15 protein-coding genes are annotated in these 16,884 nt (G+C 64.2%); 10 read left to right on the plus strand and 5 right to left on the minus strand.

Annotation, left to right across the window (positions count from 1 at the left end):
• Positions 1-26 precede the first annotated feature (26 nt).
• Both bioF and PKA57_RS05080 read right to left on the minus strand, forming a co-directional pair.
• Positions 27-1,202, minus strand: a complete 1,176-nt coding sequence (gene bioF / locus PKA57_RS05075) for an 8-amino-7-oxononanoate synthase (RefSeq protein ID WP_324298159.1) — start codon at positions 1,200-1,202, stop codon at positions 27-29.
• Positions 1,199-2,179 carry an NADPH:quinone oxidoreductase family protein gene (locus PKA57_RS05080; protein ID WP_324298161.1) on the minus strand — a complete coding sequence of 327 codons (981 nt, stop codon included), beginning with the start codon at positions 2,177-2,179 and terminating at the stop codon, positions 1,199-1,201. Before PKA57_RS05080 ends, bioF begins: the two co-directional genes overlap by 4 nt.
• A 120-nt stretch (positions 2,180-2,299) precedes the next feature.
• Here PKA57_RS05080 and bioB point away from each other — a divergent pair, with 120 nt between their 5' ends.
• The 4 genes from bioB to PKA57_RS05100 all read left to right on the plus strand — a co-directional run bounded on the left by bioB (position 2,300) and on the right by PKA57_RS05100 (position 6,642).
• Positions 2,300-3,328 (plus strand): biotin synthase BioB, encoded by a 1,029-nt coding sequence (gene bioB, locus PKA57_RS05085; RefSeq protein ID WP_324298163.1) that lies wholly within the window; start codon positions 2,300-2,302, stop codon positions 3,326-3,328.
• A gap of 44 nt (positions 3,329-3,372) precedes the next feature.
• Positions 3,373-4,695, plus strand: a complete 1,323-nt coding sequence (locus tag PKA57_RS05090; protein ID WP_324298165.1) for an adenosylmethionine--8-amino-7-oxononanoate transaminase — start codon at positions 3,373-3,375, stop codon at positions 4,693-4,695.
• A 236-nt stretch (positions 4,696-4,931) separates the two neighbouring features.
• Positions 4,932-5,612, plus strand: a complete 681-nt coding sequence (locus tag PKA57_RS05095; protein WP_324298168.1) for a ParA family protein — start codon at positions 4,932-4,934, stop codon at positions 5,610-5,612.
• Between the two features lie 100 nt (positions 5,613-5,712).
• A complete protein-coding gene (locus PKA57_RS05100; protein ID WP_324298170.1) occupies positions 5,713-6,642 on the plus strand; it encodes an SPOR domain-containing protein in 930 nt (309 codons plus the stop codon).
• Positions 6,643-6,663: 21 nt separating this feature from the next.
• On the opposite strand, the gene PKA57_RS05105 is transcribed toward PKA57_RS05100, so the two are convergent.
• Positions 6,664-7,044, minus strand: coding sequence for a hypothetical protein (locus tag PKA57_RS05105; RefSeq protein WP_324298172.1), 381 nt, complete (start codon positions 7,042-7,044; stop codon positions 6,664-6,666).
• A gap of 85 nt (positions 7,045-7,129) precedes the next feature.
• Here PKA57_RS05105 and PKA57_RS05110 point away from each other — a divergent pair, with 85 nt between their 5' ends.
• Positions 7,130-7,771, plus strand: a complete 642-nt coding sequence (locus PKA57_RS05110) for an HAD-IA family hydrolase (RefSeq protein ID WP_324298174.1) — start codon at positions 7,130-7,132, stop codon at positions 7,769-7,771.
• Positions 7,772-8,027: 256 nt separating this feature from the next.
• Positions 8,028-9,287 (plus strand): cytochrome P450, encoded by a 1,260-nt coding sequence (locus PKA57_RS05115; RefSeq protein ID WP_324298176.1) that lies wholly within the window; start codon positions 8,028-8,030, stop codon positions 9,285-9,287.
• A 71-nt stretch (positions 9,288-9,358) separates the two neighbouring features.
• Here PKA57_RS05115 and PKA57_RS05120 read toward each other — a convergent pair whose 3' ends face one another.
• Positions 9,359-9,811 (minus strand): TerB family tellurite resistance protein, encoded by a 453-nt coding sequence (locus tag PKA57_RS05120; protein ID WP_324298178.1) that lies wholly within the window; start codon positions 9,809-9,811, stop codon positions 9,359-9,361.
• Between the two features lie 137 nt (positions 9,812-9,948).
• A complete protein-coding gene (locus tag PKA57_RS05125) occupies positions 9,949-12,303 on the minus strand; it encodes an MMPL family transporter (protein ID WP_324298180.1) in 2,355 nt (784 codons plus the stop codon).
• Positions 12,304-12,844: 541 nt separating this feature from the next.
• On the opposite strand from PKA57_RS05125, the gene PKA57_RS05130 reads away from it, so the two are divergent.
• The 4 genes from PKA57_RS05130 to PKA57_RS05145 form a co-directional block, all read left to right on the plus strand.
• Entirely contained in the window at positions 12,845-13,978 is a 1,134-nt protein-coding gene (locus PKA57_RS05130) for a ferritin-like domain-containing protein (RefSeq protein WP_324298182.1), read from the plus strand.
• Positions 13,979-14,242: 264 nt separating this feature from the next.
• Positions 14,243-15,361, plus strand: coding sequence for a ferritin-like domain-containing protein (locus PKA57_RS05135; RefSeq protein WP_324298184.1), 1,119 nt, complete (start codon positions 14,243-14,245; stop codon positions 15,359-15,361).
• Between the two features lie 88 nt (positions 15,362-15,449).
• On the plus strand, positions 15,450-16,367 hold the full coding sequence (locus PKA57_RS05140) for an aminoglycoside phosphotransferase family protein (RefSeq protein ID WP_324298186.1): 918 nt from the start codon (positions 15,450-15,452) through the stop codon (positions 16,365-16,367).
• A gap of 40 nt (positions 16,368-16,407) precedes the next feature.
• Positions 16,408-16,884, plus strand: a 477-nt coding sequence (locus tag PKA57_RS05145) for an MmcB family DNA repair protein (protein ID WP_324298188.1), incomplete at its 3' end; no start/stop codon positions are given.

Raw genomic sequence — 16,884 nt, forward strand, 5'->3', positions numbered from 1 at the left:
TCGTTCAGCTTTATTCAACGGCTCTTTTATTCGGCGGCCCGGCGCGGAAGGATGCGAGCGCGGACGAGGGCGGCGAGCCGGGCGATGTCCTCGTCCCGATGCGCGGCGGTGAAGGTGAAGCGGAGCCGCGCCGTGCCCGCGGGCACGGTCGGCGGGCGGATGGCGGTGACGAGGAAGCCTTCCGCCTCGAGAAGCGCAGAGGCATCGAGCGTCGCCTTCTCGTCGCCGATGACGATGGGAACGATCGGGCTTTCGGCTTCGGGAAGGCCGAGCGCGCTCGTGAAGGCGCGGGCCTTTTTCACCGGCAGCGCGGCATAGTCCGGCTCCTCCTCGATCACGTCGAGCGCGGCGATGGCGGCAGCGACGGAGGCGGGCGGAAGTCCGGTCGAATAGATGAGCGTGCGGGCGCGGGTGCGGATGAAATCGACGACCGGCCTGCTCGCGCAGAGATAGCCGCCATATGAGCCGATCGCCTTCGACAGCGTGCCCATCTGGAGCGGCACGTCAGCCTTCGCGCCGCCAATGAAACTCGAGCCGCGCCCCTCGCCCAGAACGCCGATGCCATGAGCATCGTCGGTCATGAGCCAGGCGTCATGCGCCTTTGCGAGCGCCGCCATCTCATGCACGGGAGCGAGGTCGCCATCCATGCTGAAGACGCCGTCGGTAAGGATAAGACAATGGCGCGCCCCGGCCCGGTGGGCCGCGAGAAGTTCTTCGAGATGCGCGAGATCGTTGTGGCGGAAAATATGCGCCTCCGCGCCCGAGAGCCTCGTTCCGGCAAGAAGGCAGGAATGCGAAAGCTCGTCGGCGAGAATGAGGTCGCCGGGGCCCACAAGCGCGGGCACGATGCCGAGATTGGCGAGATAACCGGAGCCGAAGATGACGCAGTCCTCAGCCTGCTTCAGCCGCGCAAGCCGCGCCTCGAGCACGGCGAAGAGCGGATGATTGCCGGTGACGAGCCGCGACGCACCAGATCCGGTGCCATAGCGCTCGGTGGCGGCGAGGGCCGCCGCGATCACGCGCGGATGATGCGAGAGATTGAGATAGTCATTGCAGCAGAAGGAAACAAGTTCGCGGCCATTGCGCCGCACCGCTACCTCGCCATGACGGTCCGTCTCGACAAGGCGTCGGCGCAGGCGCTGCGCCTCGAGGCTCGCGAGCTTCGCGGCGGCAAAACCGTCGAGCGATGAGGTGCCGGTCATGCGTCCATCCTGATCACAGGCTTGCCGACGCTCTTGCGCTCGAGCAGGCGCTGAAGGACGTTGCCTGCTTCCTCGAGCGGATAGGTCGCGGCAGGCTCGGGATGGATCTTGCCGGCCGCCGCCCATTCGGCGAGTTTCTTCATCAGCGGGATATTGGCCTTCGGATTGGCGCGGATCTCGCCGCCCCAATCGACGCCGACAAGCGAGGCGCGCTTCAGCAGCGCGAGATTGAGCGGCAGCTTCGGGATCTCGCCATTGGCGAAACCGACGACGAGGTGCCGCCCGCCGGGCGCGAGGCAACGGAAGGCGGTTTCGGAGAAGGCGCCGCCGACGGGATCGTAAACGACATCGACGCCGCGCTTCTCGACCAGCGCATCGAGAGCCTTGCGCCAGTCGGGCTCGGAATAGTCGAGCACCATATCGGCGCCATGCGCCTTCGCGGCGGCGCGTTTTTCTTCGGATGAGGCGGCCGCGATCACGCGCGCGCCCATGGCCTTGGCCACGTCGATCGCCGCCATGCCGACGCCGCCCGCCGCGCCCAGCACCAGCACCGTCTCGCCGGGTTTCAGCGCGCCGCAATTTTCGAGCCCGTAAAGCGCCGTGCAATAGGAGACGAGGAAGCCCGCCGCCGCCTCGAGGCTCATGCCGTCCGGCACGGGCGCGCACATCGCGGCCGGAAGCACCACCTTCTCCGCCAGCGCGCCGCGGCTCGAAAGCGCCATGACGCGACTGCCGATGAGATCGCCCGAAAGCCCCTCGCCCACCGCTTCGATCCGGCCGGCGATCTCGCTGCCGGGAATGAAGGGCAAGGGCAGCTTCACCTGATAGGTCCCGCGCACGAAAAGCGCGTCGACATAGCCAAGCCCCGCCGCTTCGACCGCGATCAGCACCTCGCCCGGCCCCGGCACGGGCGCGTCGGCCGTTTCGATCTTCAGCTCACGGGGTTCACCATAGTTGACGCAACGGACGACCCGCATCGGCTTGTCTTTCCATGTCGGTTGATGTTTCGGGCGTGACCCTAGCGCGCCTTGCAATGCGGCGAAAGGCGCCTATGCTTCGCCCAATCGCCTCATAGCCGCAAGGGGAAACCCCGTTCCATGACCCTTCAGACCCGCATCGAGAACGCCACCACCCATGTGACGGCGCGGACAAGCCCGGATACGCTGCGTCATGACTGGACGCGCGAGGAAGTCACGGCACTCTACGATCTGCCGTTCAACGACCTCCTTTTCGAGGCGCAGCTCGTCCATCGGCGCTGGTTCAACGCGAACGAAGTGCAGAAATCGACGCTGCTCTCGATCAAGACCGGCGGCTGCCCCGAGGATTGCGGCTATTGCGCGCAAAGCTCGAAATTCGACACCGGCCTCAAGGCGACGAAGCTCATGGAAGTCGAGCGCGTGCTCGCCGAGGCGAAGAAGGCGAAGGAAGCGGGCGCCTCGCGCTATTGCATGGGCGCCGCGTGGCGCAGCCCCAAGGACCGCGACATGGATGCCATCGTCGCCATGGTCGAGGGCGTGAAGGCCATGGGCATGGAAACCTGCATGACGCTCGGCATGCTCTCGGTCGAGCAGACGCTGCGCCTCAAGGATGCGGGTCTCGACTACTACAATCACAACATCGACACCTCCGAGGAATATTACAAGGAGATCGTCAGTACCCGGACATTCGCCGACCGGCTGGAGACGCTCGCCCGCGTGCGCGAGGCGGGCATCAATGTCTGCTCGGGCGGCATCGTCGGCATGGGCGAAGGCAAGGATGACCGCGTGGGCATGCTTCTGGCGCTCGCCAACCTGCCGGAGCATCCCCAGAGCGTGCCGATCAACCAGCTCATGCAGGTGGAAGGCACGGCGCTCGGCCATTCCGAGGAGATCGACCCGATCGACTTCGTGCGCACCATCGCGGTCGCGCGCATCCTGATGCCGAAATCCGTCGTCCGCCTCTCGGCCGGGCGCGAGCACATGTCGGAGGAGACGCAGGCGCTCTGCTTCCTCGCCGGCGCCAATTCGATCTTCATCGGCGAAAAGCTGCTGACGACGAAGAACCCCGAAGCCGACAAGGACGAGCGCCTGTTCGCGAAACTCGGCCTCAAGCCGATGCCGGCCCATAGCTGCCCGTCCGAGAAGTAGGTTTCCGATTGCGAGCCCGGCCCCACCGGGCCGGGCGAGACGACATGGAACGAGACAGAAAGCCCGCATTCCTTCCGCCTGCCAATCAGCTCCTGAAGGATGTACCGCGCTGGCTCAGCGAAGGCGCGTCGCATCTGTGGCTGCCCTACACGCAGATGCAGACGACGCCGATGCCGCTGCCAGTCGTCAGGACAGAGGGCGTGCGGCTCACCCTCGCCGACGGGCGCGAGCTTGTCGACGGCACCTCCTCATGGTGGACGGCCGCGCATGGCTACAACCACCCGCACATACGCGAGGCGGTGACGGCCCAGCTTCAGAAGATGCCGCATGTGATGCTTGGCGGGCTCGCGCATGAGCCCGTGCTGACGCTGGCGAAGCGGCTCTCGGACCTTCTGCCCGGCGATCTCGCCCATGTGTTCTTCTCGGAATCGGGCTCCGTCTCGGTCGAGATCGCGATGAAGATCGCGGTGCAGTACTGGATCAACAGCGGCGTCAGGGGACGCACGCGCTTCGTCTCCTTCCGCGGCGGCTATCATGGCGACACGCTCGCCACCATGTCGGTATGCGACCCCGACGAGGGCATGCACACGCTCTTCAAGGGCGCGATCGCCGAACAGCTCATCACCGGCCTGCCGGTGACGCCGGAGGCGGAAGCGGCGCTCGATGCCTTCCTCGCCGCCCATGCGCATGAAGTGGCGGCGGTGATGACCGAGCCGCTCGTTCAGGGCGCCGGCGGCATGATCTTCCATGACGAGGGGACGCTGCGGCGGCTCAGGCGGCTTTGCGACAAGCACAATGTGCTGCTCATCCTCGACGAGATCTTCGTGGGCTTCGGGCGGACCGGCTCCATGTTCGCCTGCGAGGCGGCCGGCATCGTGCCGGACATCGTGACGCTCTCCAAGGCTTTGACCGGCGGCACCATGGCCCTTGCGGCCACGGTCGCGCGCACGAAGGTCTTCGAGGCGTTTCTCGGCGAGGAAGGCTCGCGGGCGCTCATGCATGGGCCGACCTATACCGGCAATCCGCTGGCCTGCGCGGCGGCGAATGCCTCGCTCGATCTCTTCGAGCGCGAGCCGAGGCTTGCCCAGGTGGCGGCCATCGAGGCGCAGCTTCGCCGCGATCTCGCGCCCGCCCGGGAGATCAGGGGCGTGCGCAATGTCCGCGTCAAGGGCGCCATCGGCGTCATCGAAGTCGAGCGGATCAGCGATCTCGACGGCATGAAGCGCCGCTTCGTCGAGGAGGGGGTCTTCATCCGGCCCTTCGGCAGGATCGTCTATACGACGCCGCCGCTCGTGATCGGCGAGGAGGACCTCGCCCGGCTCACCGCCGCCATGCTGAAGGTCACGGCGGAATTCGCTCCGCACTGAGAGCAACTGTGCCCGGACGGACACGCCTGCTGGTGTGGCTCCTGCACATCAACCCAAGATATTGAGCCAAATTGGGTCACACACTAATCTCTGCGAAAGGGGTGATTCGCCCCTTCCCTGCCGACCTGGACGGATGATTCCCGGCGCATGGGGTCCGCGCCGCCAGTGGCGCGGATCAAGCTCTTGTATTTGTTCAGTGCCGTCCCTTTTCCCTAGAGATGAGGAAGCCGAAGCTCATGCATGTTATCGCGTTCGCGTCCCAGAAGGGCGGATCGGGCAAGACGACGCTCGCGGGCCATGTCGCGGTCGAGGCGGAGCGCCGCAATGCCGGTCCGGTCGCGCTGATCGACACCGACCCGCAGGGCAGCCTGGCGCAGTGGTGGAACGCCCGCGATGCGGAGCGCCCCTTCTTCGTCCGCGCCTCGAGCGAGGGGCTCGCCCAGGACCTCGCCCGGCTCCGGGACGGCGGCGTCAGGCTCGTCATCATCGACACGCCGCCCGCCATCACTGCCACGATCGGCCTCGTGATCGGGCTTTCCGATCTGGTGGTCATTCCGACGCGGCCGAGCCCGCATGATCTCAGGGCCGCCGGGGCGACCGTTCGGCTTTGCGAGACGGTCGGAAAGCCGCTCGTCTTCGCGGTCAACGGCGCCGCCTCCCGCGCCCGGATCACCACCGAGGCGGTCATCGCGCTTTCCCATCACGGCCCTGTCGCTCCGGCCGTTATTCATCAGCGGGTCGATTTCGCGTCCAGCATGATCGACGGGCGCACTGTGATGGAAATCCCCGCGCAGACGAAATCGGCCGAGGAGGTCGCCTCGTTGTGGTCCTTCCTGAGCGACCGGCTGCATGGCCGCGAGACATCGCCGCTGGTGTCGGGTAGTTTCGCTCCCGGCACGCTGAAGGGTGCCGCCTAGGTCCGCTTTGCGCTAGATTGGTGCGCAACGCGCCTCCGGTTCCCGATCCGGCGAGACCATCAGCGCCGGGCCGGAACTCTTTTTGTCGGAATATGCTCGAATGTCGAAAAAGCCCGCCTCACTGACCAGCGATCTGCTCGCGCGCAAGGGAGAGGCCGAACCCTCGCCCCTCGATCCGGGCGTGCGCATGTCACTGTTCGCGGAGCCGGATTTCTCGGCGCCGGGCGGCGGCAGCGGCGCAGGCGATGACGAGCGGCCGCTCCCGCCCGAGCCGGAAATCATCTACACGGCCGAAGACAGTTCGCATGGCAGCGGCGCCACGCGGCTCATCGTCGGCGGCATCATCGGCGCGATCGTCATCGGCGGCGCCTTCCTGACGCTTTCGGGCAGGAACAGCCAGAGCGTGGCGCCGGTCGCGCCCGAAATCACGGCGACAGCACCAACGCCCGCGCCCGAAACGAGCCTTCCCGCCGAGACGACGCCCGAAGCGTCAATCGCCGCTGCGCCGCAGGCGCAGCCCGAAGCCGCAGAGCCCGAAGCAGCCATGCCCGCCACACCGGCCGAGAGCGCGCCGGCCGAGCCCGTGACGCCAGCGCCGCAGGCGGCCCTTGGAGCCCCGGCCGCGCCCCAGGCGGATGAAACGGCACCAGCCCCGCAAGCGGAGACGCCAGCCGCCCCCGCCCTCAGGCCCGGCAGCGAGGCCGCGACCGAAGCGCCGAAAATCGCCGCAACCGCAAAGCCCGCTCCCGCGCAGGCGACCAAGGCTCCCGCCTCCGCCAAGGGCGCCTATCTCGTTCAGGTCGCCGCGCTCAAGGACGAAAAGAGCGCCAAGGCTTCATGGCGGACCCTCAACCAGCGCTTCCCTACCGTGCTTGGCGGCCATGCGCTTGACATCGAGAAGGCCGATCTCGGCGCCAAGGGCACGTGGTACCGGGTCCGCGCCGCGGGCTTCCAGACGAAGGCCGCCGCAACGGAGGCCTGCGCCAGGCTCAAGGCCGCGGGGCAGGCCTGCATGGTGAAGAAGCGCTGAAGCCCCCCGCACCCCGCCGCTTCAGCTCCGCAGCCAGGCGATCAGCAGCCAGGGATAGGCAATCGTCAGCGTCGAGAAGGAGAAGAAGGTGAGCACGCTCAGCGCGCGGCTTTTGACATAGCCCTTCTCGGATACGGCGTGGATCAGGAAAAGCTGCGCGTTGAGCCACGAGCCGATGACGATGAGCCAGCCCGCGACCGTCGGGATCGCCGGATGCACAGCCGCAATCGCGAACTGCAAGAGGCTCATCATGATGTTGTCGATGTGGCATTGCAGAACGCGCTTCGAATTCTTCAGAGGCCCGAACCGCTTCATGCCGCCATACATGGCGGTGATGATCCAGCCTTGCAGCACGGCGACGCAGATCTGAATGAATCCGGACGTGATCAGTATGGACTTCATTTGCCCCCAGCCCTCTCGCTTCTTCCGATAGCAACACGGGCGGTGTAGGTTCCCGCCCAACGGAAATTGAAAAATCGAGGGTAACATGATCGAGGCTGTGATTTGGGATTTCGGCGGCGTGCTGACATCGAGCCCGTTCGAGGCCTTCAACCGCTTCGAGGCCGAGCGCGGCCTGCCGAAGGATTTCATCCGCTCGATCAACGCGACCAATCCCGACACCAATGCCTGGGCGCTGTTCGAGCGCAACGAATGCACGCTCGATGAATTCGATGCGCTGTTCGCAGGGGAAGCAGCCGCCAGGGGCGCGACGGTGCGCGGCCGCGAGGTGGTTGAACTTCTCTCCGGCGACATCCGCCCCGAAATGGTCGAGGCCCTGAAGCTCTGCAAGGCGCGCGTCAAGGTCGGCTGCATCACCAACAATGTCGCCGCGGGCTCGGGCGCGGGCATGGCGCGCTCGGAGAGCAAGGCGGCGCAGGTGGCGGAGATCATGTCGCTCTTCGACCATGTGATCGAAAGCTCGAAGGTCGGTATCAGAAAGCCCGATCCTCGCATCTATGAAATGGCCTGCGAGGCGCTCGGCGTCTCTCCGGCGGGCTCGGTCTATCTCGACGATCTCGGCATCAATCTCAAGCCGGCAGCCCTGCTCGGCATGAAGACGATCAAGGTCACGAGCGCGGCGCAGGCACTCGCCGAGCTTGAACAGGCGGTCGGTTTTCCCGTCGCCTGATGGCGCGAGGCAAACCCTGCGTCAAGCGAAAGCCGTTTCCGAACCGCAAAAGTGGTTTCCACTGTTGCTGGAAACGCCCGTGCGGGCTCTTTGTTTATCGCGTTTCCGAACCACAAAAGTGGTTTCCACTGTTGCTGGAAACGCCCAAGCGGGCTCTTTGTTTATCGCGTTTCCGAACCGCAAAAGTGGTTTCCACTGTTGCTGGAAACGCTATGCGGCCTAAGCTCCTCCCAAACAAGAATAGCGGGAGGAGAATATGCTGCGACCCAAGGCGGAAAAGATCGATCTCCATGGTGGGCCGGACCTCAAGGATCCGGACCTCTATATGCGCGGCGATCATCACGAGATCTTCAGGCAGTTGCGCGCCAGCGCGCCGGTCTACTGGAACCCGGAAGCCGACAGCACCGGCTTCTGGGCAATCACGCGCTATGACGACATAGAAGCGATCTCGAAGAACCCGAAACTCTTTTCCTCCGCCAAGGAGAATGGCGGCCACCGGATCTTCAACGAGAACGAGATCGAGGACAACCAGACCGACGCGACCATGATCTCCATGGACCCGCCGGAGCACGCCGCCTATCGGCGCATGATCACGCCCGGCTTCGTGCCGCGCCGCATCGCCAATATGGAGGAGCGGATTCGCGGCCGCGTGACGCGCCTTCTCGACGCGCTCGAAAAGCAGGGAGCCAATGGCAGCGAGGTCGATTTCATTCCGACCGTCGCGGCAGCGCTTCCGATCGAGGTTCTGGCGGAACTATTCGGCGTGCCAGAAAGCGACGGGCCGAAGCTCTTCGAATGGTCGAACGCGACGGTCGGGGAAGACGACCCGGAACTTCGCGTCTCGGACGAATATATGCGCCAATGCGTGATGGAGATGGCGGGCTATGCCGCCAATCTCTGGGAAAAGAGGCTCGCGGCGCCGGGCGAAGACCTCATCACGATGCTCGTGCATGCGAAGATCGACGGCGAGCCGCTCACCTTCCCCGCCTATATCGGCACCTTCATCCTGCTCGTCGTCGCGGGCAACGAGACGACGCGCAATTCGATCTCGGGCGGGCTGCTTGCGCTTTCCGAGCACCCGGAGGAGAGGCGGAGGCTTCTCGACGACCCCTCGCTCATCCCGAGCGCGGTGCAGGAGATCGTGCGCTGGGTGAGCCCGGTGCTGCACATGCGCCGGACCGCGACGGAGGACACGGAGATCGGCGGGCAGCCCATCAAGCGCGGCGACAAGGTGGTGATGTGGTACGCATCCGGCAATCGCGACGAGGCGAAATGGGACGACCCGTATCGCTTCGATGTCGCGCGCTATCGCAACCACGACGCGCCGGCGCAACTCGGCTTCGGCGCGGGGCAGCATTTCTGCCTCGGCTCGCGGCTCGCCGAACTTCAGCTCAAGGTTCTCTTCGAGGAACTTCTCACGCGCTTCCCGGACATTCACGTCTCCGGGCCGGTGCGGCGCCTGCGCTCGAACTTCATCAACGGCATCAAGGAAATGCCGGTGCGGCTCAGCCGCTGACAATAAATCCGCCGCGCCCGCGCCGATGTTCCCGGCGCGGGCGTCAGCAGCCCCGAAACGGCCGGGCGCTTCTAGTGACTGGCCTTCTTCTCCGCCGCGATCCGCGCGGCTTCGCAGTTTGCCGCATCAACGCCGATTTCCTGCGACAGGCGGCTGATCATGCCCGTCTCGACACGCTCCAGCGTGCCGTCGGCAAAGGCCACCTCCCACATCATCTGCACGATGTCCCGGCGCTCGTCGGGGGAGAAGGATTCATTCACCGTGCGCGTGAAGATCGTTTCGCCATAGGGGATACGCTGGCGCTTCTCGGCCAGCTCGATCAGCGTCGTGGCCTCGCCCTCATCGAGATTGAAATGCTCGCTCACTATCCGCGTGATCGCCGCGCGCTCATTGTCCGCGAAATCCTGATCGCGCCGCGCCGCCTCGACCATGAGAGCGGCGGCCGCGAGACGCCTCACATCGACCACGGGCGCCGCCGGGTTCGATGGTATCCTCTTCAGCCGATCGATGATCTTCTCAAGCATACTGTTCGCTCCCGCTTCGGCTCCGCCAACCGCGGCGGAACCGTTCTGGCATGTGCAAACAGTCTAGACCGGCGAGGGGAAGCTGTCCCCTCGCCATGTTGGTGAGACGGATGTTTTCGTCTCCATTTCGCCACGTCTCAATGCGCCATCAGGTTCTTGCGCTGCCTGACCGGCACGCGGCGCGGGAACACGATATCGAGCACCACCGCGAGCGCCGGCAGAACCGTGATCGCCATGAACATGTTGACCATGAACATGAAGGTCAGCAGCAGACCCATATCGGCCTGGAACTTGAGCGCGGAGAAGGCCCAGGTCGAAACGCCGATCGCAAGCGTGATGGCGGTGAAGAAGGTCGCCATGCCGGTCTCGAGAAGCGCGAGCTGGAAACACTCCGTGATGTTTCGTCCCTCCGCCAGATGGAACTGGGTCCGGTTGTAGATATAGAAAGCGTAGTCGACGCCGATGCCGACGGCGAGCACCATGACGGGTAGCGTCGCCACCGTCAGACCTATCTGCAGCACCTCCATGAACCAGTAACCGAAGAAGGTGGCGAAGGTGAGCGGCAGACAGCAGGCGATGACCGCCCGCCAGTCGCGATAGGTGATCGTCACCAGCGCGACGATGACGACATAGACCCAGAGCATCATCGGCAGTTCGGATTCCGAGATCTCCTCGTTCACCGCCGCCTGCACGCCCATATTGCCCGACGCCAGACGGATGTTGATGTCCTTCATCGGGAATTCGGTACGGAACTGCTTCACCGCGGCAACGACGCTCTTGATGGTCGTCGCCTTCGCATCGGTGAGGAAGATCTGCACGGGCAGGATGGTGCAGGCTTGGTTCATGAGTTCGCCGCGGCCGGGAACCGTGCCGACGGCCTGCGCGAGCGCGTCCTTGTTGCGTGGAATATCCTGCCATTTGAGGTTGCCCTCGTTCCAGCCGGCGGCGGAAGACTTGACGGCGAATGGCAGCGAGATGACGAGGCTGACGCCCGGCTGGTTCTCCATGTACCAGGAGAAGCGGTTCAGATAGTTGAGCACCGGATAGTCGACGCAGGCATCCGGCGGCGTCTCGACCACGACGGTGAGCTGGTTGAGACCGAGCGAGAATTTCGCCGCGATGTCGCGGGAATCGATGTTGTAGCGCGCATCCTCGCGCAGTTCCGGCGTGCCCGCATGGAGCGCGCCGACATGGCGGTTGCGGCTTTCCCAGGCCGCATAGCCGAAGAGGACGGTCGCGACGACGAGCACGCCGACGGCGGTACGCGGTTCGGCGACCTTGCCCAGGTGACGCATGATCTTGAGCCGGAAATCGCGCGAGCGGTTCACGCGTTCCGTGAAGCCGTCGTCGAATTTCATGTAGCTCACGACCAAGGGCAGCATGATGAGGTTGGTGACGATCTTGAGCGCGACACCGATCGAGGCGGTGACGGCCAGTTCGCGGATCATGCCGACGGGGATGAGATAGAGCGTGCCGAAGCCGACTAGCGCCGTGGTGAGTGCCATGGAGCCCGGAACGAGTAGCCCCGAGAAGCTCACTCGCGCAGCATGCTCGGCGGTCCCGCCCTCGCCCAGTTCGGCGGTGATGAGGTTGATCTGCTGCACGCCGTGGCTCACGCCGATGGCGAAGACGAGGAAGGGCACGAGAATGGCGAGCGGATCAAGCCCGTAGCCCAGAAGCTTGAGCAGCGCGAATTGCCAGACGACCGAGGTGAGCGATGAGAAGAGCGTGGCAATGGTAAGCAGCACCGAGCGCGAATAGAGATAGACGGCGAGCGCGGTGAGCAGGAAGGCGATTACGAAGAAGACAAGCACGCCCTCCGCGCCATCGGCGATGTCGCCGATCGACTTTGCGAAGCCGATGATGCGAACGGAATAGTCGGCATTCTCATACTTGCCGCGAATCTGCTTTTCCAGTTTCGAGGCGAGATCGAAATAGTCGAGCTGCTGGCCGGTGGAGGGGTCGAAATCCTGAAGTTCCGCCGAAACCATGGCGGCGGTGAAATCATTGGCGACGAGGCGGCCGACGAAACCGCCGCGAATGACGTTGCTCTCGATCTTGGCGAGGTTCTTGTCCGTCATCGAGTCGGCCGTCACCTTGCCGGAGATCACGTCCTCCGCGCTGATGCCGTCCTCGGTGATTTCGCGGTAGCGCGTGTTCGGCGTCCAGAGCGAGGTCACCGTCGGCCGCGACACGCCCGGCAGGAAGAAGATGTCGTCGGTGAGGTCCTTGTAGACCTTGAAGAAATCCTTGTTCCAGATCGTCCCGGATTTCGGCTCAAGAACGATGATGATGCGGTTCGAGCCGAAGAGCTGATCGCGGTATTGCTGGAAGGTCTTGATGTATTCGTGGCCGACGGGGAGCTGCTTGTCGAAGCCTGCCGTCATGTGAAGCTGGAAGGCGAAGTAGAGGCCGAGAACCGTGACGCCCGCGAGGAAACACAGGATCGCGAAGCGGAACTTGAAGACCAGATTTTCTAGAAACGTGATCATTAGCAACACCCGTCCTTTGGCTGCCGTCCCGAAGGCCCGGGGCGGTTCCTGTTTCGATGCCATTTGTCTTCGCTGCGGGCCTCTTGCCGCGCTCCTTCCCTGAAGGCGGACGCGGATGGCCGCAGCAATTCAACCGGATCGTTGCGGAGGATGCTGACAGGTATGTGCCGCGGTCCTGACTGGACCGCCGTGATGCTTGTAATCCGTCAGGATTACCCTCCCTCGATGTCGTCCTCTTCGTTGCGCGCCTGTGCGGGGCCCCCCGCCGGGCAATCACGGGACGATCACTTCTCCCTCATACGAATCATTAGCACAAAAATCCGCGCGTGCTAGCTGAACTGTCATTACATTCAACAACTTACAATTCTGAAGATAAGGAATCCTTCACGAAGTTGACGGATGCGTCACTTTCGTCTTGACCCGTTCCTTGGAATGCCTATCTTTTGCATAAAGCTCTCCGGCTTCGCGCCGGGGGTGCGACAAGAACGACATTGGGCGAGGGCGCAAATCCCGCCCCTTTCCCGTGGATCAGGAGGATTACATGAGCGAAGTGCGGCAGATCACCAAAGACAACGCATATGACGCCGTCGCCCCGGACGATTTCCCCTCGATGATGGATGTCGACCGCTACGGCCAGCGCTCGACCGCCTTCGACAAGATCATCTCGGCGACGCATGACCATTTCTGGGATCCGCTCGATGTGAAGTACATCGACTTCACGGAAGCGTTCGACATCGAGAACGAGATGATCCTGCCCGAGGACATGATCATCGAGCTGAAGCTCCCGAGCTTCGCCAAGCTCACGCAGAAGCAGCGCGTGCGCTTCGCCAACGAGTCCGCCCGCTGGATGCTCTCGGCGATCCTTCACGGCGAGCAGGGCGCCCTCAACCTGTCGGCCTCGCTCTGCCACATTCTCCGCGATCCGGGCGCGCAGGAATATGCCGCGAACCAGACGCGCGAAGAGGCCCGCCACGTGACCGCCTTCGCGAAGTATGTGCAGGCCCGCTGGGGCAAGCCGCTTCCGGTCGGCCAGACGCTCGGCGACCTCCTCACCGACATCGTCGGCGCGCCGGAGGTCTACAAGAAGATCGTCGGCATGCAGATGCTCGTCGAGGGCCTCGCCATGGGCGCCTTCGCGACGCTCTACTCGCACTCGCGCGACCCGCTCCTCGTGAAGCTCACGCAGCTCGTCATGACGGACGAGGCCTTCCACCACAAGTTCGGCAAGATCTGGGCTGACCGCACCATTCCGAAGCTCAGCGAGGAAGAGCAGAACATCATCGAGGATTGGGCGGCTTCCTGCTTCCAGACGCTGCTGTTCAACCTCGTGAACCCCGAGCAGAAGCAGATCCTCTATGGCGAGTTCGGCCTCGAGTGGCAGCAGGTGCAGGCCGAGATGATCGAAGCCATCTCGGACGAGAAGCGCCGCGAGGACATGAAGCAGTCGACCAACATCTTCCGCGTTCTCATCAAGACGCTGCTCAAGGCGGGCATCATCACCGAGCGCACCAAGCCCTTCTACTCCGTCTATGTCGACATGGAGGAACTCAAGGGTGAAGGCGACCGCATGGTCGGCGATGACATCGCCGAGGACGGCATCCGCTATCTGCAGAAGATCAACTTCGGCGCCAATGTCGACGCGCTGAAGGAAGTGACGATCTCGGCGGCCGAGTAAGACCGGACCGGGGCTCCAGAAGCCCCCGTCCGTCCCTCATACCCCTCATGGAAGGGCGGCTCCCCCGGAGCCGCCCTTTTCATTTGAAGCGCCGGTCATTTGAAGCGCCGGTCATTTGGATTACCCGTCTTATGGAAAGGGGCGCGTAAAGTTGACGCATGCGTCATTTTACGTATAGCCAGGCCCGCGCTCATATCCATATTCTTTTTGTGAGTTTAAAGCGGCGCCTCCGGACGCCGTCCAACCGCAAAGGGAGAGAGGGGCATGACCGAAGCCCGGCAGATCACGAAGGACAACGCCTATGACGCCGTGTCGCCCGACGATTTCGAGGCGATGATGAATACCGAGCGCTACAACCGGCGCTCGAGCGCTTTCGACAAGATCATCTCGGCCACTCACGACCATTTCTGGGATCCGCTCGACAAGCGCTATATCGACTTCTCCGAGCCCTTCGACATCGAGAACGAGATGCTGATCTCGCCCGATCTCGTGCCGGAGCTGAAGCTGCCCTGCTTCGAGGCGCTGTCGGAAAAGCAGAGGGTGAAGTTCGTCAACGAGACGGCGCACTGGATGATGTCGGCGATCCTGCATGGCGAGCAGGGGGCGCTCAATCTTTCGGCCTCGCTCTGCCACATCCTTCTCGATCCGGGCGCGCAGGAATATGCCGCCAACCAGGCCCGCGAAGAGGCGCGCCACGTCACCGCCTTCGCCAAATATGTGCAGTCGCGCTGGGGCAAGCCGCTCCCGGTCGGTGAGACGCTCGGCAACCTGCTCGCCGAGATGGTCAACGCCAAGGAGGTCTACAAGAAGATCGTCGGCATGCAGCTTCTCGTCGAGGGGCTCGCGATGGGCACCTTCGCGACCTTCTTCAACACGGCGCGCGATCCGCTCATCGTCAAGCTCTGCCAGCTCGCCATGACGGACGAAGCCTTCCACCACAAGTTCGGGAAGATCTGGGCCGACCGCACGATCCCGAAGCTCACGCAGGAAGAGCGCGACATCATCGAGGACTGGGCGGCGAATGTCTTCCAGACCCTTCTCTTCAATCTCGTGAACCCCGAGCAGAAGAAGATCCTCTATGCCGAGTTCGGCCTCGACTGGCAGAAGGTGCAGGCCGAGATGCTCGAGGCCGTCACGGACGAAGACCGCCGCGAAGGCATGAAGGATGCGGCCAATGTCTTCCGCGTGCTGGTGAAGACGCTTCTCAAGGCCGGGATCATCACCGAGCGCACGAAGCCCTTCTATGCGATCTATGTCGATATGGAGGAACTCCGGAACGAGGATGACCGCATGGTCGGCGACGACATCGCCGAGCAGGGCATCGCCTTCCTCAAGACCGTGAACTTCGCCGGCAAGAAGGCGGCGGCCGTCGCCGCCGAGTAAGCTCGCGCCGAAGGAACGAGAGGGGCGGCTCTCCGGGGCCGCCCCTTTTTCGTGCCATCTCGCGCGCTCTGCTGATAGTGTCGCGCGCATGTTGGACATACAGACCGGCAAAGCCCTGCATTCGCTCCTCGCGGCCGAGACCGCCGATCTGCCGCCTCCGCCCTGGACGCTGATCGGCGAAGGCGTATGGGGGAGCGTGCACGATCTTGGCGACGGGACGGTGATCAAGCTCACCCGACGCCATGGCGGGCTCGGCTCCGGCGAGGCGCTTCACCTGCGCGAGACGATCGCGCTTTCGGCGATTGGCGGGCTTGCGACCGATTATGTCGAGGTGCCGCGCCTCATCGCGCATGGCACTTTTGACAATGCCTATATCGGCTCCGCGCCGCCGCTCGCGGGCTGGCTGCGCCTCACCCGCCTCGCGGGCAAGCCGCTTTCGGCGACGAGCCTTTATGGCGCGAGCGCCGATGCGCGCGGCCGGCTCGGCGAGCGGATCGGCGCCGCCATCGCCGACTTCAACCGGCATGCGACGGAGCGCGCGCAGGCGGCGGGGCTCAAGCTCGGCGACACGGTCGCGCGCACCATCGGGCTTGCGCGCAGCCGCCTCGGCCAGCCGGGGCTTCACGATGCCGCCGACCGGCTCGCCGACGCCTGGGCCGGGCAGATCGGCAAGGGCCGCCTCGTCTTCATTCACGGCGACCTCAACACCGACAACATCATCGACATGGGCGACAGGCTGGGCTTCGTCGATCTTGCCGAAGCGGGATGGAGCCTCGCCGAGGTGGATTTCCGCCATCTCGAAGAGATGGGCACATTGCGCGATGCGGTCTTCCGCGGCTATGCGGCGCGCACCGGCACGAGCCCCGATCTCGACATCTATTATCCGGCCGTCGCCGCCAATGCGCTCACCGCGATCGCGCTTCACGGGCAGGCGGGCCATCCGCGTGATGCGATGCGCCGGTCGGGATTCTTTCACCACTGCATGGAGCGGGCCGGGCTTTCGTGAGGCGCTTGCGAAGCCGCGGCGACCGGGCGTAGCTTCGCCCATGGCCAAATTCAGCAACGAGATCGAGGATTCGTTTCAGGCCTTTGACGGCCGCCAGTCGGCGACAGCAGCAGCCGTGCAGCGCGGCTGCGGGCGGCTTCTCGCGCAGATGAACTATTCCGCGCTGACCGAACTCACGCTCCAGACCGGGCGGCGCGTCGACATCATCGCGCTCGGACCCAAGGGCGAAATCATCATCGTCGAAATCAAGTCGAGCCTCACCGACTATCTCACCGACGGGAAGTGGGAGGAGTATCTCGACTATTGCGACCGCTTCTATTTCGCCGTGCCGCCGGATTTTCCGCGCGAGGTCATTCCCGTCGAGGTCGGGCTCATCGTCGCCGACAAATACGAAGCGGAAATCCTGCGCGAAGGCGAACACGACATGCCGCTGCCGCCCGCGCGGCGCAAGGCGCTGACGCTGCAATGTGCCCGCGTCGCCGCACGGCGCGTCTATCGTTTCCTCGATCCGGAGCAG

The sequence above is a fragment of the Parvibaculum sp. genome (assembly GCF_035325945.1).
In the GTDB taxonomy this organism is placed as follows: Bacteria; Pseudomonadota; Alphaproteobacteria; order Parvibaculales; family Parvibaculaceae; genus Parvibaculum.

Coding starts and splice junctions, on each gene's coding strand:
- PKA57_RS05140 (WP_324298186.1), top strand. CDS start 15,450: ATGTTGGACATACAGACCGGCAAAGCCCTGCATTCGCTCCTCGCGGCC.
- PKA57_RS05110 (WP_324298174.1), top strand. CDS start 7,130: ATGATCGAGGCTGTGATTTGGGATTTCGGCGGCGTGCTGACATCGAGC.
- PKA57_RS05090 (WP_324298165.1), top strand. CDS start 3,373: ATGGAACGAGACAGAAAGCCCGCATTCCTTCCGCCTGCCAATCAGCTC.
- bioF (WP_324298159.1), bottom strand. CDS start 1,202: ATGACCGGCACCTCATCGCTCGACGGTTTTGCCGCCGCGAAGCTCGCG.
- PKA57_RS05105 (WP_324298172.1), bottom strand. CDS start 7,044: ATGAAGTCCATACTGATCACGTCCGGATTCATTCAGATCTGCGTCGCC.
- PKA57_RS05125 (WP_324298180.1), bottom strand. CDS start 12,303: ATGATCACGTTTCTAGAAAATCTGGTCTTCAAGTTCCGCTTCGCGATC.
- bioB (WP_324298163.1), top strand. CDS start 2,300: ATGACCCTTCAGACCCGCATCGAGAACGCCACCACCCATGTGACGGCG.
- PKA57_RS05100 (WP_324298170.1), top strand. CDS start 5,713: ATGTCGAAAAAGCCCGCCTCACTGACCAGCGATCTGCTCGCGCGCAAG.
- PKA57_RS05095 (WP_324298168.1), top strand. CDS start 4,932: ATGCATGTTATCGCGTTCGCGTCCCAGAAGGGCGGATCGGGCAAGACG.
- PKA57_RS05130 (WP_324298182.1), top strand. CDS start 12,845: ATGAGCGAAGTGCGGCAGATCACCAAAGACAACGCATATGACGCCGTC.
- PKA57_RS05120 (WP_324298178.1), bottom strand. CDS start 9,811: ATGCTTGAGAAGATCATCGATCGGCTGAAGAGGATACCATCGAACCCG.
- PKA57_RS05135 (WP_324298184.1), top strand. CDS start 14,243: ATGACCGAAGCCCGGCAGATCACGAAGGACAACGCCTATGACGCCGTG.
- PKA57_RS05080 (WP_324298161.1), bottom strand. CDS start 2,179: ATGCGGGTCGTCCGTTGCGTCAACTATGGTGAACCCCGTGAGCTGAAG.
- PKA57_RS05115 (WP_324298176.1), top strand. CDS start 8,028: ATGCTGCGACCCAAGGCGGAAAAGATCGATCTCCATGGTGGGCCGGAC.